Origin of the sequence: Bradyrhizobium sp. Ghvi, from assembly GCF_900115265.1 — a bacterium.
Lineage (GTDB): Bacteria > Pseudomonadota > Alphaproteobacteria > Rhizobiales > Xanthobacteraceae > Bradyrhizobium.
This window is the reverse complement of the sequence record NZ_FOVU01000004.1, coordinates 32,598-51,713: the sequence shown is the minus strand read 5'-3', so window position 1 is coordinate 51,713 and position 19,116 is coordinate 32,598. Positions and strand designations below refer to the sequence as shown.

The window sequence follows — 19,116 nt, the reverse complement described above, 5'->3', positions numbered from 1 at the left end:
CAATGCATCACGCTGCTGCGCGGGTCATTTCATCTGCATCGGAGTGGGGCGCGTTGATCCTGCTCAAGGCGACCTTCCCGAGCTCGCTTATGCTTCATTTGGTCCTGGCTGACTTCGGCGCACAGAACGCCTGATAGAGCGTCTTCAGCACTTCGCGCGCCGGCTCGCTGGCGATCGAATAAAAGATGGTCTGCGCCTCGCGTCGGGCGGACACCAGGCCATCCTTGCGAAGGAGCGCAAGATGTTGCGACACGGTGGAGTCGCGCAGATCGAGGAACTCGGCGAGTTCGCCAACCGATCGCTCGCCATCGATCAACTGGCAGATGATCAGCAGGCGGTGCCGGTTGGCGAGCGCCTTCAGCAGCTCGCTCGCCTGGTCCGCCGCCCGCTCCATGATGTCAGCATTCATATTCATACTTGCGTATATACGAAATTACGAATATATAGTCAAGCACTGCACGACGGCCGGAACTGAACCGGCGGAGCAGATTGGTCCAACGGAGGTACCCATGGCGGAAGTCGTTGTAATCGGAGCCGGCCTGAGCGGAACGCTGATGGCCTATGAATTGCTGCCCCAGTTGAGAAAGGACGATCGCCTCAGCGTCATCTCGCAAGGCGCCGTTTATCATTTCGTGCCCTCGAATCCCTGGGTTGCGGTCGGCTGGCGCAAGCGTGAGGAGATCGAGATCGATCTCGCTGACATCATGAAGCGCAAAGGCGTGCGGCTGCTGACGCAGGGCGCAAAGCGCGTGCACCCGACCGAGAACCGCGTCGAACTCGGCGACGGCACGTCGATCGGGTATGATTACCTGGTCGTCGCGACCGGCCCCGAGCTGGCGTTCGACGAGGTTCCGGGTCTCGGGCCGCAGGGCCATACCCAGTCGATCTGCCACGTCGATCATGCCGCGCATGCCCAGGAGGCCTTCGAGAAGCTCGCCGCCAATCCCGGTCCGGTCGTGATCGGAGCCGTTCAGGGCGCATCCTGCTTCGGCCCGGCCTACGAATTCCTCTTCATCCTGGAAACCGAGCTGCGCCGGCGGAAGCTGCGCGACCGGGTCCCCATGACGTTCGTCACCTCGGAGCCGTATATCGGCCATCTCGGTCTCGACGGTGTCGGCGACACCAAGGGCCTTCTCGAAAGCGAGATGCGCGAGAAGCACATCAAGTGGATCACCAATGCCCGCGTCGACAAAGTCGCCCCAGGCATGATGTCGGTGGAGGAGCTTGCCGACAACGGCACGTCTCACAAGGCCCACGAGCTGCCCTTCGCCTATTCGATGATGTTGCCGGCCTTTCGCGGCGTCGAAGCGGTGCGCGGCATCGAGAAACTGACGAATCCGCGCGGCTTCGTCATCGTCGACAAGCATCAGCAGAACCCCACCTTCCCCAACGTCTTTGCGGTCGGTGTCTGCGTCGCGATCGCGCCGGTGGGCGCGACGCCGGTGCCGGTCGGTGTCCCCAAGACCGGCTTCATGATCGAGTCCATGGTGACGGCGACCGCGATCAACATCGGCGCCCTGCTCCGCGGCAAGGCTCCGACGGCGCAGCCGACCTGGAACGCGATCTGCCTCGCCGACTTCGGCGATTCCGGCGTCGCCTTCCTCGCGCAGCCGCAGATCCCGCCGCGCAACGTCAACTGGTCGTCCAAGGGCGAGTGGGTGCACTTCGCCAAGGTCGCCTTCGAGAAGTACTTCCTGCGCAAGATGCGGCGCGGCGAGAGCGAGCCATTCTACGAGCGCTTCGTTCTCGACAAGCTGAACATCGCCAAGATCAAGGAGGTCCGAACCGGCACATGAGCACCACACGCCAGATCGTCTGTGGCAGTTGCGGGCGCGTCAATCGCCTGCCCGTCGAGCGCGCGGCGGAAGGCGCGCGCTGCGGCGCCTGCCACCAGCCGATGTTCACCGGTCATCCGATCGAGGTGGACGAGGAGGCCTTCAGCCGCCATGTCGCGAACAACGACATTCCCGTGCTGGTGGACGTCTGGGCACCGTGGTGCGGTCCGTGCCGCGCCATGGCGCCGATGTTCGAGCGCGCCGCACAACAGCTGGACCCGAAGGTCCGGCTGCTGAAACTCAATTCGGACAACGCGCCTTCGGTGTCGTCACGCTTCAACATCAGCGGCATCCCGACGCTGCTGCTGATGCGCGGCGGGCGCGAGATTGCCCGCCAGGCCGGTGCGATGGACGCACGCAGCATCGTGGCCTGGACCGAAGCCGGCCTGACCCGTTCGGAACGTGATCATCCTTAAGAGGAGCATACCATGAATGTCGATAAAGCCGTTCTCGCCTTCGCAGGATTCGTCGTCCTGCTCGGACTTGCGCTGGGCACATACGTCAATGCGTACTGGTACCTGCTGACGGCCTTTGCCGGGCTGAACATGTTGCAGGCCTCGTTTACCGGCTTCTGCCCCGCGGCGATCGTGTTCAAGAAGCTGGGCCTGACGAGCGGCTGCGCGTTCTCGTGAACGCGACTGCGTAGATCGTGATGCGGGGGAATTTGCCATGACCGACGACACCTTCATCGAAGGGCCTCTCTACGAGAAGCGCAAGAAGGTCTATCCGCAGTCGGTGCACGGGCAGTTTCGCCGCATCAAATGGGCGGTCCTCTGCGTCACGCTGGGCATCTATTATCTGCTGCCCTTCGTGCGCTGGAATCGCGGCCCCGGCCTGCCCGATCAGGCCGTGCTCGTCGACCTGCCCCATCGCCGTTTCTACTTCTTCTTCATCGAGCTGTGGCCGCAGGAGGTCTATTACTTCACCGGTCTCCTGATCATCGCCGCCCTGACGCTGTTTCTGATGAACGCGGTGGCGGGCCGGCTGTGGTGCGGCTATTTGTGCCCGCAAACGGTGTGGACCGACCTGTTCTACGCCGTCGAGCGCTGGGTCGAAGGCGACCGGCGCGAGCGCATGCAGGCAGACAAGCGTTACTGGAGCTTCGGTCACATCCGGAAAGTCGCAACCAAGCACTTTCTCTGGATCATGATCGCGTGGTGGACCGGCGGCGCCTGGGTGCTCTATTTCGACGACGCGCCGACCCTGGTGAAGCAATTGGCGACTTTCCAGGCCCCGTTCATCGCCTATCTCTGGATCGGCATCCTCACCGCCACGACCTACCTTTTCGCCGGGCACGCCCGCGAGCAGACCTGCATCTACATGTGCCCCTGGCCGCGCATCCAGGCCGCACTGACCGACGAGTGGGCGCTCAACGTCACCTATCGCCGCGACCGCGGCGAGCCGCGCATGTCGGTGAAGAAGGCGGACGCCGCCCGCGCCCATGGCGATGTCGCCGGTGACTGCGTCGACTGCCATCAGTGCATCAATGTCTGCCCGACCGGCGTCGACATCCGCCATGGAATCCAGCTCGGCTGCATCCAGTGCGGCCTGTGCATCGACGCTTGCGACAACGTGATGCGCGAGATCGGCCGGCCCACCGGCCTGATCGGCTATGACACCGACATCAACATGCAGCGTCGTCGCGAAGGCAAGGCGCCGATCTACCGCGTGATCCGTCCGCGCACCCTGATCTATGCAGCCGCCATCGCGGTGGTCGGGACCATCATGCTCTATACGCTGGCCACGCGCGCGACGATGGACGTCAACGTGCTGCACGAGCGCAATCCGCTGTTCGTCCAGCTCTCGGATGGTGGCGTGCGCAACGACTACACCGTACGCATCCTCAACAAGGGTGCGGAGCGATCGTTCGCGCTCGACCTCTCCGGCCTGCCAGGTGCAACCATCCGTGTCGCCGGCGTCGTGGCCGGCCCCGACGGCAAGCCGGTCGTCGAGGTCGGGCAGGATCAGACCCGCGAGGTTCGCCTCTCGGTGCAGGTCGGCAAGGCCAATGTGCCGCCGGCGTCGCGCGACATCGATATCACCATCACCGACACGGCCGGCGGCGGACAGGCCAGCGCCCGCGACCACTTCATCCCGGGTGACCAGTGACATCAGGAATCCGGCGGCGTGCCGCCGGATGCTCAATGAGCCGTTAACAATACCGCTCGAATTGAAGCCGCATCCCCACGGTATTTTCCAATCTTTGCGCTAAGCATGCGCGGCAACGCCGGTTCCTGCCGGCGTGAACGGGGACGACGGGACGTGGTCGACATCGCTCACCAGGCTGCGACTGGTTCGGCATCGGCAAAGGATGCAACGCCCGCGCTCGTCCCGCTGATGGCGATCGAGCCCGGCCGGTGGCGCGCGCTGGCGCAGCGGGCAGTCGAGCCGAACGGCTATTATTTGCCTGCCTGGGAGCTCGCCGTCAGCGCAACCGCGCGCGGCCGCATGGGTGCCTCGGCCCTGTCCGTCTGCGGCGGCTCGTCGACGCGGCTGATCGGGCTGCTGCCGGTGGTCTCGCTCTGGCAGGCCTGGAAGATTCCCCTGCCCGCGCTGGTGAGCGCGCATCCCTATGGCACGCTGTGCAGCCCGCTGGTCGATCGCGATGCCTCCGCCGAGGCCGCGACACGCCTGTTGCAGCGGGCGCGCAAGGCCGGCGCACATGCGCTGATCCTGCGCGACGTCGCGCTCGATGGCGCCGCGATGGCATCATTCAAGGACGCGCTCGGCCGTGACGGCCTGAGGCCACGCGTGCTCAGCTCCTATGTCCGTGCCAGCCTCGATGCGTCACAGGATGGCGACAGGCTGCTGCAGGAGGCTCTCGGCGCCAAGAAGCTCAAGGAGTTGCGCCGGCAGCGCCATCGCCTGGAGGAGCACGGCGCGATCAGCTTCGACGTCGCGCGCAAGGTGGATGAGATCAAGCCCGCGCTCGAAACCTTCCTGCAACTCGAAGCCAGCGGCTGGAAGGCCGAGCGGGGCACCGCGCTGATTCAGGACCCGGGTGATGCGGCCTTCATCCGCCGTGCCGTCCCTGCCCTCGCCGAGACCGCGCAATGCGAGATCGTGACGCTTCGCGCCGGCGCAACGCCGGTTGCCGCCGGCATCGTGCTGCGCCACCAGGATCGCGCCTTCTTCTTCAAGCTCGGCATCGACGAACGCTTTGCCAAATATTCGCCGGGCGTGCAGCTCACGCTAGATCTGACGCGCCATCTCTGCGCCGATCCGCTCATTGCGAGCGCGGATTCCACTGCAAGCGCGGACCATCCCATGATCAACCCGATCTGGCGCGGCCGCTTTGCGATCGGCGACGTGCTGATCCCGCTGCGGCGGCATGATCCGATGGTGGCGCTGATTCACGCATCGCTGGTGGCGCGCGACCTCGCACGCGAGACGGCGCGCCGCGCAATCCACCTGCTCCGCAAATAACTCGCGTTACTCCGCCGCCTGCGCGTTGATCTCCGCGGACACCTGGCGGATGGCGCGGGCGAGCAGGTTCGGATCCTGGGCGCCTGAGACGGCGTATTTTTGCGCAAACACGTAGGTCGGCACGCCCGAGATTCCTTTCTCGGCGGCCTCCTGCGCGTCGGCCGAGACGCGCGCGACGTCCTCGTCGGTGGCGAGGCGCCTGCGCACATCATCGCCATCAAGGCCGACATCGGCCGCCGCCTGAACCAGCACGTTGACGTCAGTGAGATCGCCACCGTCGCGGAAATACAGCTCCATCAGCCGCTGCTTCATCTCGGGCGCCTTGCCGATCGCCTCGGCCCACAGGATCAGGCGGTGGCAGTCGGTCGTGTTGGGCTGACGCGCGACCAGCTCGGGCTTGTAGACGAGCCCCTCTTCGCCGGCGGCAGCAACCACGCGGCCGGCGATGCCCTTGTAGGCCTCGACAGAGCCGAACTTGGTGGTGAGATAATCCTCACGGCTGATGCCCTCGCGCGGCACCCAGGGATTGAGGAAGAACGGACGGAAATTCAGCTTCACCGGCACGTCGGGCACGAGCGCCAGCGCGCTCTCGATCCGGTGCTTGCCGATATAGCACCACGGGCACACCACGTCGGAGACGACATCGATCTGGAGCGGTTTCAGGGTGCTCATGAGCGCCTCCTTCGGGCCAACAAGAGTTTGTCCCAAGATAAGCCGAACCCGCACCGAGGCAAGGGCACTGGATGAGGCCGCTAGGACAGGGCGGCGGCCATCTGCCTGAGCCGCTCCGCAGTGCGCTCGTCCGCCGGGAAGAACGTCTCCAGCGCCAGCTCCGAAAGCGTAATGTCGACCGGCGTGCCGAACACCATGGTGGTGGAGAAGAAACTCAGTATCTCGCCGTCCTGCCGCAGCTTGAAGGGAATCGCAACGTTGTCGCCCGACAACGGTCCCGAGCGCGCCGGAATCGGGTAGCTCTTGAGATCGTGATAGAGCTTGATCAACTCAGGGTCGGCCGTCGCCTCGCATTGCCGGTGCAACCGCTCGAGCAGATGCGCACACCACTCCGCGAGATTGACGGTCCGCGGCGCCAGTCCTTCGGGATGAAAGGCGAGCCGCAGCACGTTGAAGGGCTGGCCGAGCAGCCGCTCCGGGACGCCGGCGAGCAGCGGCGCCACCATACGGTTGGCGGAGACCAGGTTCCAGTGCCGGTCATAGGCCAGCGCGGGATTGGGCTCGTGCGCTTTGAGGACGAGATCGATCGCCTGACGGGCTGACTTCAAGGCGGGATCCTCCAATGGGCGCTGCGGAAAGGCCGGCGCATAGCCGGCGGCGACCAGCAGCACGTTGCGTTCGCGCAAGGGAACGTCGAGGCGCTCGGCGAGCCGCAGCACCATCTCGCGCGAGGGTGCGGCACGACCGGTTTCGACGAAACTCAAATGGCGCGCGGAAATCTCCGCCTCGCCCGCGAGATCGAGCTGGCTCATGCGGCGGCGCTGCCGCCATTCGCGCAAATGGTCGCCGATATGGACCGGCTGGGAAGGTTCGGCGCGTGCCGTGGATGCATGTGCGTTCATGCCAGAAACCTACCACGCGCATTTCACCCCATCCATTACCCCCGAGGTAATCGAATTCGGTCCTGCTCGCGCGCATCTTCGGTCACGACAGGAGATGACCATGATCGCGTTGCTGCTCTATCGGACCGTCGCCGACCACATCCTCCCCTGGGTCATGGCGTTCGCGACCCGGATGCTGGCACGAGCGCTCAACATGCCCGAGCCGCTGGTGCACTCGGCTGGCGACTATGTCGTCGCGCAGGTCACCGCCTTCGAGCACAGCGTCGGCAGGAGCCTGTGCCCGTTCCGCCTCGCCCGTCTGCTTCGCGCCTGGTGGCGCGGATGCCTTTGAGTTCCCTCAAGCCTAACCAACCATGGAGACCTCTGATGATCGACGCATCCACCTTCCTGCGCCGCGCCCTGCTCGCCGACGCCGTCTTCAGCGGGCTCGCCGCACTCGGTTTCACCTTCGGCGCCGGTGCGTTCGCGACAACGTTCAACCTGCCTGAAGCGCTGTTGCGCGAAACCGGCCTGTTCCTGATCGCCTACGTCGCGTTGGTCGGCTGGCTCGCCTCGCGCACGACGGTGCCGAAACCACTTGTGCTGCTGGTCGTGATCGGAAACGCGGCCTGGACGGTCGGCAGCATCGCGCTGCTGCTCTCGGGCGCTGTGTCACCGAACATCGCCGGCGAGCTCATGGTCGTGGCGCAAGGGGTCGCGACCGGCGTATTTGCCGAGCTGCAATATGTGGGCCTGCGGAAGAGCGGGCGTGTAGTGACTGCGTGAAGATCTCGTGTCCCGGACGCGCTGCAACGCTCTCGCGTTGCGGCGCTGAGCCGGGACCCACGCCGTACGGAGAATTACACCTTCGCTCGGCCGACCTTGCCGGCAAAATGCTTGCCGTTCAGCTTCTTCTTTTTCACCGCGGTGGTTTTCGCACCCGCCTTCTGCGCCTTGCGCTCCGCGCGCGCCTTCACCTTGGCGCGTTCGGCACGCGCCTCGGCGCGCTGCTTCTTGCGCTTGTTTTCGCAGGAGGGACACTTGCAGCCGATCGGTTTCAGATAGGCTTTGAAATAGTCGGTGCCGTAATCGTAGTTGATCTCCTCGCCCGGCTCGATGTTCTTGATGGCGCGGATGAACACCTTGCGCTCGCGCGGACGAACGTCGGATTCGGCGTTGGGCCGGCAGGAATGGTTGATGTAGCGGGCGAGATTCTTGCGCACCGAGCCGTCGATGGTCCAGCGGCCGTTGAGCTCGAACAGATATTTGTTCTCGATCTCGTCCTGCTCAGGAATGCGGCAGTCCAGGATCGGCCCGAAATAACGGATGATCCGGGTGCCCTTCTTGATCGGCATGGTGGCGAAGAGGCCAAGTCCGGTCTTGGAACGACCGACGCGATAGGCTTTGCGAGGAGCGATGGCTGGCATGATCGAAAGAGATGAGGAACGCAAACTGGGCCGGATGCCCAAGCGAAGCCGCTCTTCTAGAACGATTCCGCGCCGCTGTCAGGTCTATCCGCGTCTGAGCCTTGCCCACTGTGAACTTGCCCACAGTGAAGATGTCGATTGACGGAGTTCCGCAAGCTGCAGGCGTCGTCGTGGTGTGTGTCATGTCGGCCTGCCCGGCACTACCTCGGGAGTTTCCCCGCCACCGCCGACTTCAGGATCGCTTCCAGAAGCTGTTCGGCCGTCGTGCCCTCGGGCAGCCGCTGCAATATATCCTCGAGCCTTCCGTCGAGCAGCAGCATGGTGAAACCGTGCACCATCGACCAGGCCCGCGCGATCGCAGCCCCCTGCTCGATGGTCAATTTATGGCCGCTGATCGGCTCCTGCCGCATCGCGCCGATCGCATTGGCAAGTCCGGCGAAAGACGATTCCGCGGCCTCGTGCAGCGATGGCCTGGAATAGTCGAGCCGCTCGGTCCGGAACATCAATCCGTACATGCCGGGATGCGCCTGCGCATAGGCGACATAGGCTTTCGGTCGCGCCAGCGCCCGTTCCAGCGGCGAGGTGATCGTCTCGCAGGCCGCGGCCATCGCCGCATTGAACTGGCGGAAGCCGATCGCCGCGAGCTCGCTGACGAGCCCGGTGAGATCGCCGAAATGATGGGTCGGCGCGGCATGCGAGACGCCGGCCTCGCGCGCCACCGCGCGCAGCGTCAGGCCGGCGAGCCCGTCACGCTCCAACACCCGTTCGGCCGCCTGGAGCAGCGCCTCGCGCAAGGCGCCATGGTGATAAGGCGTCTCGGTCTTTGCGCTCGCCGGGCGGCGCGCCGGACGCGATGCCGGCGAAGTCTTTTTCGGGGGACGCGGGCTCCGCGCGGTTTCGCTCTTGGTGTCGGCGGTGGTGTTTCTCTTGGCCATTTGCAAGCTATATGACGCAATATTGACAGTGTAAAGATTTCGCTTGACGAATGCGACTTTCGGCTCTATGCGATCTTTACGATGTAAAGATAGGGAGGATACGCCGTGCTTCAGGATGCGACCGCCGAGCGCCGCAACAACATCGCGCCGATCCCGTTCGAGGCGGACGCGCCCTTTCTCAACATCGTCGGCGAATTGCCGCGCGAGCTGAACGGCACGCTCTACCGTAACGGACCCAACCCGCAGTTCTCTTCGCCGGGTGCTCACTGGTTTGTCGGCGACGGCATGTTGCATGCCTTTCATCTCGAGGAGGGACGCGCAAGCTATCGCAACCGCTGGGTCCGCACGCCGAAATGGCTCGCCGAGCACGATGCCGGCCGCGCGCTGTTCGGCGGCTTCGGCCGCAAGCTGCCGGATGCGCCGCCAGGTCTCACCGATGGCGGCGTCGCCAACACCAACATCGTCTTCCATGCCGGCAGGCTGCTTGCGCTCGAAGAGGGACATCTGCCGACCGAGATCGAGCCGGGCACGCTAGCAACGCGCGGCTATTGCAATTACCAGGGCCGCATCGCCGGCCCTTTCACCGCACATCCAAAGATCGATCCCGTGACGGGCGAACTGGTGTTCTTCGGCTACAATGCGGCGGGGCCGCTGACGTCCGCCCTCTCCTACGGATCGGTCGATGCCACCGGCAAGGTCACGCGCTTCGAGCGTTTCGAGACGCCCTATGCCAGCATGGTGCACGACTTCATCGTCACCGAGAATCACGTGCTGTTTCCGATCCTGCCCCTCACCGGCAGCATGGAGCGCGCGATGAGCGGCAAGCCGCCCTATGCCTGGGAGCCAGAGAAGGGCGCCTATGTCGGCGTGATGAAGCGCAACGGCACGGCAAAGGACATCGTCTGGTTCCGCGGCGAATCCTGCTACGTCTTCCACATCATGAATGCGTGGGAGGATAGAGGGCGCATCGTCGCCGACGTCATGCAGTTCGAGGAGGCCCCGCTGTTTCCGCATCCCGACGGACGGCCGACGGACCCGGAGAAATCGCGCGCCCGTCACTGCCGCTGGGCCTTCGACCTCTCGGGCAATACCGATCACTTCCAGCAGACCTATCTCGACGATCTGACCGGCGAATTCCCACGCATCGACGATCGCCGCGCCGGCCTGAAAAGCCGTCACGGATGGTATGCCTGCGCCAATCCGAAGGCGCCGATGTTCGGCGCGCTGTCAGGCATCGTCCATGTCGACGGCACGGGAAAGCGGCTCGGCCAGTATCTGCTGCCGTCAGGCGATACCATCTCAGAGCCGGTGTTCGTCGAGCGATCAAAGGATGCGGCGGAAGGCGACGGCTGGCTGCTGGCGGTGGTCTGGCGCGCGCGGGAGAACCGCAGCGACCTCGCCGTGTTCAATGCCACCGACATCGAGGCCGGCCCAGCCGCGCTGGTGCAACTCGGCCATCGCGTGCCCGACGGCTTTCACGGCAATTGGGTCGGCGCGCCGTAGCTCCCCCTCGTCATTCCGGGGCGACGCGAAGCGTCGAACCCGGAATCCATTTCGCCCCGGAAATTGCCGCCCGATGGATTCTCAGGTGCGCAATTGCGCACCGTAGCTCGGCGCTTCGCGTGCCCCGGAATGACGGCAAGAGGAGGCCCGCATGCACGTTCCCACAATCACGGCGAACTATCTCGCCGTCCTCGCGCTGATCTACGCTGCGCTCGCGCTGCAAGTCGTCCGGCTGCGGCGGAGCGGCGGCGCGCCGTTCGACGATGGCGGCAACGAAGGCCTGCGCAGCGCGATCCGTGCCCATGGCAATTTCATGGAATACGTCCCCATCATCGTCCTGATGGTCGCCCTGCTCGAAATGTCCGGCGCATCGGCCTTGCGCGTTCACCTGATGATGGGGACGCTCGTGCTGTCCCGGCTGTTGCATCCGCTCGGCATGTACGCAGCGCCGGGCTCGCTCAAATTCACGATCTGCCGCGCCGGCAGCATCTTCCTGACCATCGGCCTGTTGATCTACTGCGCGCTGACCATCCTGTCGCGCCTGCCCTGGGCCGCGCTCGCCGACGAGATTTCGGATCAAGTCATTGCAGGAATTGATCTTTTGAAGATGATCGCTCTTATTTTGACAGTGTAAAGATTTAGCTTGACCCGCTCCTCGTCCTGAACTATCAATCTTTCCACCGTAAAGATTGGTTCGACCGAGGCGACCATGACGATCTTCCTGATCCTTGCCCCCTACGGCGTCTACACCCTCCTCATGTTCCTGACGTCGGCCACGATCAGCGTGTTCGCCGCCTCCGCAATCTGCCTCGCCACCATCGCAATCGACATTGCGCGCGGCCGCTCGGTGAAAATCCTGGCCGTAGGCTCGGCGGTCCTGTTCGCCGGGATCGGCCTCTACCTCGCACTCGTCGATCCCGGACTCAGCGCGCTCGGCGTCAAGCTCTCGGTCGACATCGGCATCTTCATCATCTCGCTCGGCTCGATGCTCGCGCGCCGGCCCTTCACACTGCAATACGCGATCGAGACCGTTCCGGCCGAGACCGCGGCGATGCCGGGCTTCCTCGCCGCCAACTACATCATCACCGCCGCATGGACCGGGGCCGCGCTGCTGATGATGGCAGCCAACATCGTGCTGCTCTACTTCCCAGGCCTGCCGGTCTGGCTGGGCCTCGCCGTCGCTTTTGCCGCGCGCAACAGCGCAATCTATTTCACGAAGTGGTATCCTGAATATCGCCAGATCAAGTATGGTGCGCCTCATGGCGCGCTGCCCGAAGCCCAGTGAGACAGGACCGACAAATGAAGGACGTATTCGCCCGCCTCGCCTCTGACTTCCTGTCGGCCATCGTCTTCCTGGTGATCTACCTGCTCACTGACAACGTCATCCTCGCAACATCGGTGGCGATATCAGGCGCGATCGCGCAGGTGATCTACGCCCGCGTCAAGGGGCGCGAGCTCGGCTACATGACCTATGCGAGCATCGCGCTCGTCGTCGTCCTTGGCACGGTGACGCTGCTGACCAACGATCCCCGCTTCATGATGGCAAAGCCCGCGGTCGCACATTTCGCGATTGGCCTGATCATGCTCAAGCGCGGCTGGATGCTGCGCTACATGCCGCCGATGGTGGTCGAGACTGCGCCGGAATATGTCACCGCTGCGGGCTATGTCTGGGCCGCGCTGATGTTCGTCCTCGGCGCCGGCACGATCGCGGTCGCCGCGACCGGCGACCTCAAGCTGTGGGCGTTCTACATCTCCGCCGTCGCGGGCGGCGCCAAGGCCCTCGCCTTTGCCGTGCAGTACGTGGTGTTCAGGCTCGTCGTCACCAGCCGCCGGCGCGCCGCAGCCCGCGCCTGATTGCCGCTCATAGGGCGTTAGGCGGCGGCTTCAAGTTGCGCTATAGGCTCCGCTCTGGACTGGCTGCGGATCATCGCAGCCCGCCGAAATATCGTTCGGGAGACGCGAATGGCCGTGGACGGCAACTGGAATCTGACCATGACGACGCCGATGGGCGAGCGCCAGGCCACGCTGAGCCTGAAGGCCGCAGGGAGCACGCTCACGGGCACGCAGGGCGCGGAAGGCAATACCGCCGAGATTTTCGACGGCACCGTCGACGGTGACAACGTGTCCTGGAAAGTCTCGATCACCAACCCGATGCCGCTGACGCTGGAATTCAACGGCACGGTATCCGGCGACAGCATCAGCGGCGAGATGGGCATCGGCCCGATGGGCAGCTTTCCCTTTACCGGCACGCGGGCGTAAGGTCCGCAGCTCGTGTCCCGGACGCGGTGCAGCGCGTAACGCTGCTCCGCAGAGCCGGGATCCACATGTCGACGATGGACCCCGAATCAGCAGCGCATCACTTCGTGCTGCGCGGCGTCCGGGGAAAGTAGCCTCAGCCGAGATTCAACTCCTTGAAGAAGTCATTCCCCTTGTCATCGATGATAATGAACGCCGGGAAGTCGACGACTTCGATGCGCCAGATCGCCTCCATGCCGAGCTCGGGATATTCGAGCACCTCGACCTTCTTGATACAGTGCTCGGCGAGGTTCGCCGCCGCGCCGCCGATCGAACCGAGATAGAAACCGCCATACTTTTTGCAGGCCTCGCGCACCGCCGGCGCGCGATTGCCCTTGGCCACCATCACCATCGAGCCGCCGGCGGCCTGGAACTGGTCGACGAAGGAATCCATGCGACCCGCCGTGGTCGGACCGAACGCGCCGGAGGCGTAGCCTTCGGGCGTCTTGGCGGGGCCGGCGTAGTAGACCGGATGGTTCTTGAAATAGTCCGGCAGGGGCTCGCCGCGCTCGAGCCGCTCGCGCAGCTTGGCATGCGCGCTGTCGCGCGCGACGATCATGGTGCCGGTCATCGACACCCGCGTCTTGATCGGGTGCTTCGAGAATGTCGCCAGAATGTCCTTCATCGGCTGGTTGAGGTCGATCTTGACGACCTCGCCGCCGAGCGATTCTTCCACCTCCGGCAGATATTGCGCGGGATTGTGCTCGAGCTCCTCGAGATAGACGCCGTCCCTGGTGATCTTGCCGAGCACCTGGCGGTCGGCCGAGCAGGACACCCCTAACCCGATCGGCAGCGATGCGCCATGACGCGGCATGCGGATCACGCGGACGTCGTGGCAGAAATACTTGCCGCCGAACTGCGCGCCCACACCCAGGCTTTGCGTCATCTTGTGGATTTCCTTCTCCATCTCGACGTCGCGGAAGGCGTTGCCGTCAGGCGAGCCGTGGGTCGGCAGCGCATCGAAATAGCGGGCGGAGGCGAGCTTCACCGTCTTCATGCAAAGCTCGGCCGAGGTGCCGCCGATCACGATCGCAAGGTGATAGGGCGGGCACGCCGCGGTGCCGAGCGTGAGGATCTTCTCCTTGAGGAAGGCGAGCAGCCGGTCCTTGGTCAGCACCGACGGCGTTGCCTGGAACAGAAAGCTCTTGTTGGCGGAGCCGCCACCCTTCGCCATGAACATGAACTTGTAGGCGTCATCACCCTCGGCGTAGATCTCGCACTGCGCCGGCATGTTGTTGGCGGTGTTCTTCTCCTCGTACATCGACAAGGGCGCGACCTGCGAGTAGCGCAGGTTGCGGCGCAGGTAAGCATCACGCGCGCCTTCCGACAGCGCCGCCTCGTCGTCACCGTCGGTGATGACGTTGCAGCCCTTCTTGCCCATGATGATCGCGGTGCCGGTGTCCTGGCACATCGGCAGCACGCCGCCGGCCGCGATGTTGGCGTTCTTGAGGAAGTCCAGCGCGACGAACTTGTCGTTCGGGCTCGCCTCGCCATCCTCCAGGATCGCGCGGAGCTGCTTCAGATGGCCGGGCCGCAGATAATGATTGATGTCGCCAAAAGCCGCCTCCGACAGCGCCCGCAGCGCCTCGCGCGACACCACCAGCATGTCTTTCCCCAGGACCTTCTCGACCCGCACGCCCTCGGACGAGATCTTCTTGTAGGGCGTCTCGTCCTTGCCCAGCGGAAACAGCGGGGTGTGCTTGTAGGGCGGAACGGGCTTGGACTGGTCGGGAAAGGCGGTCGGAGCGTTCATGGGCGGATCTCGGGGTTTGGAGCCCTTTAGGGCCTCTAAGCATAGAAGCGTTCTAAGCTTTTTTGCCGCAAAGGGAAGGCGTTCCGGCGCGGCCGGGGCATCCCGATTCGGTGCCATGGCGGCCATTTTTCGGGACCGGCCTGCACCTCTTGCGCTTCGCGCGCCGCGACGGTTGAATGCGCGCCCTAAGGGGCTTTTCATCATGATTTTCAAACTGGACTTTCGCGGCGCGATGCTGCTCGCCGCTGCAATCATCGGCCTTGTCACCCTCGATGCGCCTGCGCGTGCCGACCAGTGCGACGACATCGCCAGGCAGCTCGCCGGGGGCATCGACGGGCTGAAGGTCAACTTCAAGGCCGCCAACATCATCTATCTCACCCACCCGGCGGCGAAGGAGCTGTCGCTCGGCTGCCGGTCGCAGGGACAGGCCTATTCCAACGAGCTCTATGCCAAGGGCGACCGCAAGCCGACGCCGCAGTTCTACGATCTGGTGGCCTCCGCGGCGGCGATCATCTTCACGGTGACGAAGGACGACACCACGACGGGCGCAACGCGCTGCCTGAAGCGCATGGGCCTGTTACGCGGCGACAAGGTCACGATGCGCTACAAGCGCCTCAACATGGAATGCACGCGCACCAAGTCGGAAGCCGCCATCGCGATCACCCGACCGAAGGACGAGTAGCGAGCTACCGGATCCCTCGCATTTTAACGATTGCGTTGAAGGAAATTTCGCTTCCTCCGGCGCAGGGTCGATCGTTTCCATCTGTGAGGATCCGTGGATGAGCGTTTCCAACATTTCGACGGTTGCTCCGCCGCCGATCGCGATCGTGGTCCCGAACTACGACACGACCAAGCAGGACGACCAGACCAAGACCGGGGATAACGACCCGACCTATCAGCCGACGCCGCCTGCGCCGCTGCCGCCGGGCCAGGGCACGCGGATCGATCAGCTCGCCTGATCGATCCTGCCGACGGAGGTTCGCCCGATCCGGTTGATCGGGCCTTTCGCGCGTCCGGCCCCATCTTTGCCGGATAGCATGGCCAAGGTCGTGCGAGATTGCCCGGGGATCCGCGCATGATCGCACGCCTGTTGTTGCAGAACACGATCTTCGTCATCGCGATGGGCGCATTGTTGTTCGCCTCCGCAGGTACGTTGCGTTGGCCGTCGGCCTGGGTGTTCCTCGTCACCTCCGCCCTGGTGGGCCCGCTCTGCGGCTGGTGGCTGTACCGGATCGATCCGGGGCTGCTGGCAGAGCGGCTTCGTCCGGTGATCCAGAGGGACCAGCCCGGCGCCGACAAGGCGTTCATGATCGCCTTCATGGTCTGGCTCATTGCCATCGGTCTCGACCGGCGCGCTGTTGCCTCGAATGTACCGCTCGCATTGCAGGCCCTGGGCTTCGTGCTGTACCTTGCCTGCACGCTCTTCACGATGTGGGTGTTCCGCGAGAACTCATTCGCCGCGCCCGTGGTGAAGCTGCAGGCTGAGCGCGCCCAGCACGTGATCTCGACTGGGCCTTACGCTTATGTCCGCCATCCCATGTACAGCGGCATGCTCATGTTCTTCGCGGGCGTGCCGCTGTGTCTCGGCTCGTGGTGGGGGCTTGCGATCGCGCCGATCCTCGTCCTGTTGATCGCGGTACGCATCCGCATCGAGGAGCGCACGCTGACCGCAGGACTATCGGGCTATGCCGATTACGCCGCGCGGGTGCGCTACCGCCTGATCCCCGGCGTGTGGTGACTCACGCATCCAGCTCCTTGTAGCGCCGGAAGATACCCTGCTCGTTATAGTCAATGCGGCGCTCGCTTGCGAGATAGGCCTTGATGTTCGGTCGGGCCGCGACACGGTCGCGCAGGTCGACGAGGCCGGGGATATCTTTCTCGAACGCCTTCATGCGGTTCGGGAAGGCGTAGCGCAGCCCGTCGACGATCTGGAACAGCGAGAGATCGACGTAAGTGAGACGACGACCGGTGACATAGGCGCCGCCGGCGTCGTCGAGAAGCCGTTCGAAATAGCCGAGATATTTCGGCACGCGCTCGTCCCAGAATTCGGCGCTGCGCTTCTTCGCCGGCGCCTTCTGGTCTTCGTAGTACAGCGACGGACCGAGCGGATGATGTGTGTCGTGGATCTCGACGACGAAATCGGTGATGGTCAATTGAAGCTGGTGGACCCACAGCTTTCCGGCTTCGGTCTTCGGCGCAAGTCCGTGACGATCGCCGAGATAGAGCAGGATGTTGGCGGTCTGGCCAATCACGAGCTTGCCCGCTTTCAGGAACGGCGGCGCAAATGGCGGCGTGCCCGTGTGGGCATCCATCATCTTCATCATCGCAGCCGAGCCGCGCGGGCCCCGCGCGACGTCGACATAACCCGCACCCGCCTCCTCCAGCGCCAGCCGCACATATTCACCGCGGCCCTGGATCTCGGGCCAGTAATAGAGCTCGTATTTCATGAGACAGTCCTTTGAGACGCGCGGGACAAGCCTACCACGCGCCGCAAGTTCCGTCGTCACGCGGCAGAGCGCGCCTCAATTCGCGGCAAAACAATACAACAGGCCGTCGCCGCCGGTGCTCTTCAGATCGGCCTGCGAGCAGCCGCCGTCGGGGCCGCGCGAGAGATGAGAGCTGTTCCAGGATTTTGACACCTCGTCGTCGCGCAGGCCTTGGCGATCGGCGTGACCGACGACCGCCGCGCCTTGCGTGCTCGACGTCCAGTTCTTGCAGGTCTTGTCCTCGCCCGCGGCAAAGGCGGTGCCGTCGGCTTGCGATCCCGTCAGGATGTCATGTCGGTTCGGCGTGTCGCCTCGGCCGTTGATGACCTCGCCCTTCTCGCTGAGCGCGGTCTGCTTGGTGAGGTTGTTGCTCGCGCTGTGCAGGTCGGCGACGTCCTTGGCAATCACCACGCCCTTGGCATTCTGCCACGGTCCCTTGCCGATGCGGTCCTTTGCGTTGACTGCGGGCTTGCCGTCGGCCGCTTGCGTCGAGAGATAGGCGTGCCAGGTCTTGGTGCCGGCGCCACCGGTTTGTGCCAGCTTCTGGCATTGGGCATCGGCCCCCTCCAGGCCGCCGAGATCGGCGCCCTTGCCCGGGCCGCTGGAGGTCACGAAGAACGTCATATTGGCCGACTGCGCCTGTGCCGATGGCGCCGCCAGCAAGACAACAGCGAGCGCGAAGCCTGACATCGTCGCGGATCTATCGATGCGGATCATCCTGTCCTCCCGGCTGTGTTTATCGTTGGTCGCTTGATGTGAACACGACGCGGGCCCGCTTATTCCGATGCCTCGATGCGAGAGCCGCAAAGAAAAAGGCGCCGTGCTTGAGGCACGACGCCCTCGCTTTGTCGCTCTTGTGCGATCAATTGGTCTGCTGGATCGCCGACAATTCCCAGGGGCTGCCCGGGCGGCGCGCGAAGGTCCAGACTTCCGTGACTTCGCTCGGCTGCTCGCTTCCGGCGACGATTGCGCCGGTGTTGCGGTCGATGGTCTTGTCGATGAGCGCGAAGCGCATCGCCACCGTTGCGTAGTCGGTCTCGCCTTCGCGCCAGGCTTCCGCGAGGTCGCCCTGCAGCAGCTTGACGTTGGTCACCTTGTTGACGGCGTTGCGCGCCCGGTTCTGGGCGAGGTCCTGCTCGAAATAGGAGACCATTTCCGGCGTGGCCAGCGTGTGCAGCTTGGCCACGTCCTCGTTGGACCACGCCGACTGGATGTCGCCGAGCAGGCGTTCGAACGCCTCGTAATCGTCAGGCTTGATCTCGAGCGGCGCGTTGTTGTTGGCGCCGAAGCCGAAGCCGCCACCAAGGCCGCTGCGATAGTTCGCCTGCGGCCCCGGAGCGGCGCCGGCATAGGCTGCTTGCGGCGAATTGCGCCGCTGCCACCAGGACATCGCCAGGCGCACCACGAACACGATCAGCACGATCTGGATGATCAGGCCCAGGATGGACGACAGCCCGCCAAGGCCGCCGAACAGGCCGCCGCCGAACAGCATGCCCAGCAGGCCTGCGCCGAGGAAGCCGGCCGCAAGACCGCCGAGGAAACCGCCGCCACGGCCGAACAGGCCGCCGCGCGAAGGGGCAGCCGTATTGAAGCCGCCGCCCGGCTGGCTGTAGGTGCGGTTGAATTGCGAGGTCGAGCCCGGCGCGGTCGTGGTCGACGGCGGGGCCGAGAAGGTCCGCGAACCGCGCGAACCCGACGAGAAGCCGCCGCCGACGCGGGCGTCAGCGGACGAGATCGCAAGCGCCGTCGGCAGCGCCAGCGCCAGAACGATGGCGATCGTCTTCACGAGACTGCGGGACCATTGCGAAAACTTCATGTGCGTTTCCCAAATCCCCGGCATGGGGAAGTGCCAGTAAGATGGGCAGCCCTCACCAAAAGGGAAGCCGGTTCCGCGACTTATAGC

24 protein-coding genes are annotated in these 19,116 nt (G+C 64.5%); 15 read left to right on the top strand and 9 right to left on the bottom strand.

Annotated features, from left to right (window positions below; translation table 11 throughout):
* Positions 1-94: 94 nt before the first annotated feature.
* Positions 95-394, bottom strand: coding sequence for an ArsR/SmtB family transcription factor (locus tag BM374_RS15585; protein WP_177248401.1), 300 nt, complete (start codon positions 392-394; stop codon positions 95-97).
* A gap of 115 nt (positions 395-509) precedes the next feature.
* On the opposite strand from BM374_RS15585, the gene BM374_RS15580 reads away from it, so the two are divergent.
* The 5 genes from BM374_RS15580 (at position 510) to BM374_RS15560 (ending at position 5,261) form a co-directional block, all read left to right on the top strand.
* Positions 510-1,796 carry an NAD(P)/FAD-dependent oxidoreductase gene (locus tag BM374_RS15580; RefSeq protein ID WP_092293638.1) on the top strand — a complete coding sequence of 429 codons (1,287 nt, stop codon included), beginning with the start codon at positions 510-512 and terminating at the stop codon, positions 1,794-1,796.
* Positions 1,793-2,251: a thioredoxin TrxC gene (gene trxC / locus BM374_RS15575; RefSeq protein WP_092293636.1), complete on the top strand. Its 459-nt coding sequence runs from the start codon at positions 1,793-1,795 to the stop codon at positions 2,249-2,251. The genes BM374_RS15580 and trxC overlap by 4 nt, the downstream gene beginning before the upstream one ends.
* 12 nt (positions 2,252-2,263) lie before the next feature.
* The gene (locus BM374_RS15570; protein WP_092293634.1) at positions 2,264-2,467 is read left to right on the top strand and encodes a YgaP family membrane protein; all 204 of its coding nucleotides are present in this window, start codon (positions 2,264-2,266) and stop codon (positions 2,465-2,467) included.
* A 37-nt stretch (positions 2,468-2,504) separates the two neighbouring features.
* Positions 2,505-3,944, top strand: coding sequence for a cytochrome c oxidase accessory protein CcoG (gene ccoG, locus BM374_RS15565; RefSeq protein WP_092293632.1), 1,440 nt, complete (start codon positions 2,505-2,507; stop codon positions 3,942-3,944).
* Positions 3,945-4,097: 153 nt separating this feature from the next.
* A complete protein-coding gene (locus BM374_RS15560) occupies positions 4,098-5,261 on the top strand; it encodes a GNAT family N-acetyltransferase (RefSeq protein ID WP_092293631.1) in 1,164 nt (387 codons plus the stop codon).
* 6 nt (positions 5,262-5,267) lie between these two features.
* Here the strand turns inward: BM374_RS15560 and BM374_RS15555 are convergent, their stop codons facing one another.
* Together BM374_RS15555 and BM374_RS15550 are read right to left on the bottom strand one after the other, a co-directional pair.
* The gene (locus BM374_RS15555; protein ID WP_092293629.1) at positions 5,268-5,933 is read right to left on the bottom strand and encodes a DsbA family oxidoreductase; all 666 of its coding nucleotides are present in this window, start codon (positions 5,931-5,933) and stop codon (positions 5,268-5,270) included.
* Positions 5,934-6,013: 80 nt separating this feature from the next.
* Complete coding sequence (locus tag BM374_RS15550; RefSeq protein ID WP_092293627.1) at positions 6,014-6,835, bottom strand: helix-turn-helix domain-containing protein; 822 nt, start codon at positions 6,833-6,835, stop codon at positions 6,014-6,016.
* Positions 6,836-6,935: 100 nt separating this feature from the next.
* Here BM374_RS15550 and BM374_RS15545 point away from each other — a divergent pair, with 100 nt between their 5' ends.
* Positions 6,936-7,166 carry a hypothetical protein gene (locus tag BM374_RS15545; protein ID WP_092294910.1) on the top strand — a complete coding sequence of 77 codons (231 nt, stop codon included), beginning with the start codon at positions 6,936-6,938 and terminating at the stop codon, positions 7,164-7,166.
* Between the two features lie 35 nt (positions 7,167-7,201).
* Positions 7,202-7,600: a hypothetical protein gene (locus BM374_RS15540; RefSeq protein WP_092293625.1), complete on the top strand. Its 399-nt coding sequence runs from the start codon at positions 7,202-7,204 to the stop codon at positions 7,598-7,600.
* Between the two features lie 74 nt (positions 7,601-7,674).
* Here the strand turns inward: BM374_RS15540 and BM374_RS15535 are convergent, their stop codons facing one another.
* Both BM374_RS15535 and BM374_RS15530 read right to left on the bottom strand, forming a co-directional pair.
* A complete protein-coding gene (locus BM374_RS15535) occupies positions 7,675-8,241 on the bottom strand; it encodes an SET domain-containing protein (RefSeq protein WP_092293623.1) in 567 nt (188 codons plus the stop codon).
* Between the two features lie 200 nt (positions 8,242-8,441).
* On the bottom strand, positions 8,442-9,176 hold the full coding sequence (locus BM374_RS15530) for a TetR/AcrR family transcriptional regulator (protein WP_092293621.1): 735 nt from the start codon (positions 9,174-9,176) through the stop codon (positions 8,442-8,444).
* Positions 9,177-9,281: 105 nt separating this feature from the next.
* Between BM374_RS15530 and BM374_RS15525 the strand changes: the two genes are divergently transcribed.
* From BM374_RS15525 to BM374_RS15505, 5 genes are all read left to right on the top strand, one after another.
* Entirely contained in the window at positions 9,282-10,679 is a 1,398-nt protein-coding gene (locus BM374_RS15525; RefSeq protein ID WP_092293619.1) for a carotenoid oxygenase family protein, read from the top strand.
* 151 nt (positions 10,680-10,830) lie between these two features.
* A complete protein-coding gene (locus BM374_RS15520; protein ID WP_092293618.1) occupies positions 10,831-11,313 on the top strand; it encodes an MAPEG family protein in 483 nt (160 codons plus the stop codon).
* Positions 11,314-11,388: 75 nt separating this feature from the next.
* The gene (locus BM374_RS15515) at positions 11,389-11,964 is read left to right on the top strand and encodes a hypothetical protein (protein ID WP_092293616.1); all 576 of its coding nucleotides are present in this window, start codon (positions 11,389-11,391) and stop codon (positions 11,962-11,964) included.
* A 14-nt stretch (positions 11,965-11,978) separates the two neighbouring features.
* Positions 11,979-12,533: an inner membrane-spanning protein YciB gene (locus BM374_RS15510; protein WP_092293614.1), complete on the top strand. Its 555-nt coding sequence runs from the start codon at positions 11,979-11,981 to the stop codon at positions 12,531-12,533.
* Between the two features lie 108 nt (positions 12,534-12,641).
* Positions 12,642-12,938: a hypothetical protein gene (locus tag BM374_RS15505; RefSeq protein WP_092293612.1), complete on the top strand. Its 297-nt coding sequence runs from the start codon at positions 12,642-12,644 to the stop codon at positions 12,936-12,938.
* Positions 12,939-13,071: 133 nt separating this feature from the next.
* Here BM374_RS15505 and BM374_RS15500 read toward each other — a convergent pair whose 3' ends face one another.
* Positions 13,072-14,727 carry a fumarate hydratase gene (locus BM374_RS15500; RefSeq protein WP_092293610.1) on the bottom strand — a complete coding sequence of 552 codons (1,656 nt, stop codon included), beginning with the start codon at positions 14,725-14,727 and terminating at the stop codon, positions 13,072-13,074.
* A gap of 202 nt (positions 14,728-14,929) precedes the next feature.
* On the opposite strand from BM374_RS15500, the gene BM374_RS15495 reads away from it, so the two are divergent.
* The 3 genes from BM374_RS15495 to BM374_RS15485 all read left to right on the top strand — a co-directional run bounded on the left by BM374_RS15495 (position 14,930) and on the right by BM374_RS15485 (position 16,465).
* Positions 14,930-15,409: a hypothetical protein gene (locus BM374_RS15495; protein ID WP_092293608.1), complete on the top strand. Its 480-nt coding sequence runs from the start codon at positions 14,930-14,932 to the stop codon at positions 15,407-15,409.
* 97 nt (positions 15,410-15,506) lie between these two features.
* A complete protein-coding gene (locus tag BM374_RS15490; protein ID WP_092293606.1) occupies positions 15,507-15,686 on the top strand; it encodes a hypothetical protein in 180 nt (59 codons plus the stop codon).
* Positions 15,687-15,802: 116 nt separating this feature from the next.
* On the top strand, positions 15,803-16,465 hold the full coding sequence (locus BM374_RS15485; RefSeq protein WP_092293604.1) for a methyltransferase family protein: 663 nt from the start codon (positions 15,803-15,805) through the stop codon (positions 16,463-16,465).
* Between the two features lies 1 nt (position 16,466).
* Here BM374_RS15485 and BM374_RS15480 read toward each other — a convergent pair whose 3' ends face one another.
* The 3 genes from BM374_RS15480 to BM374_RS15470 form a co-directional block, all read right to left on the bottom strand.
* Positions 16,467-17,174, bottom strand: coding sequence for a glutathione S-transferase (locus BM374_RS15480; RefSeq protein ID WP_092293602.1), 708 nt, complete (start codon positions 17,172-17,174; stop codon positions 16,467-16,469).
* Between the two features lie 75 nt (positions 17,175-17,249).
* Positions 17,250-17,930 (bottom strand): lectin, encoded by a 681-nt coding sequence (locus BM374_RS15475; protein ID WP_092293600.1) that lies wholly within the window; start codon positions 17,928-17,930, stop codon positions 17,250-17,252.
* 145 nt (positions 17,931-18,075) lie between these two features.
* The gene (locus tag BM374_RS15470; RefSeq protein ID WP_092293598.1) at positions 18,076-19,053 is read right to left on the bottom strand and encodes a Tim44 domain-containing protein; all 978 of its coding nucleotides are present in this window, start codon (positions 19,051-19,053) and stop codon (positions 18,076-18,078) included.
* Positions 19,054-19,116: the final 63 nt, after the last annotated feature.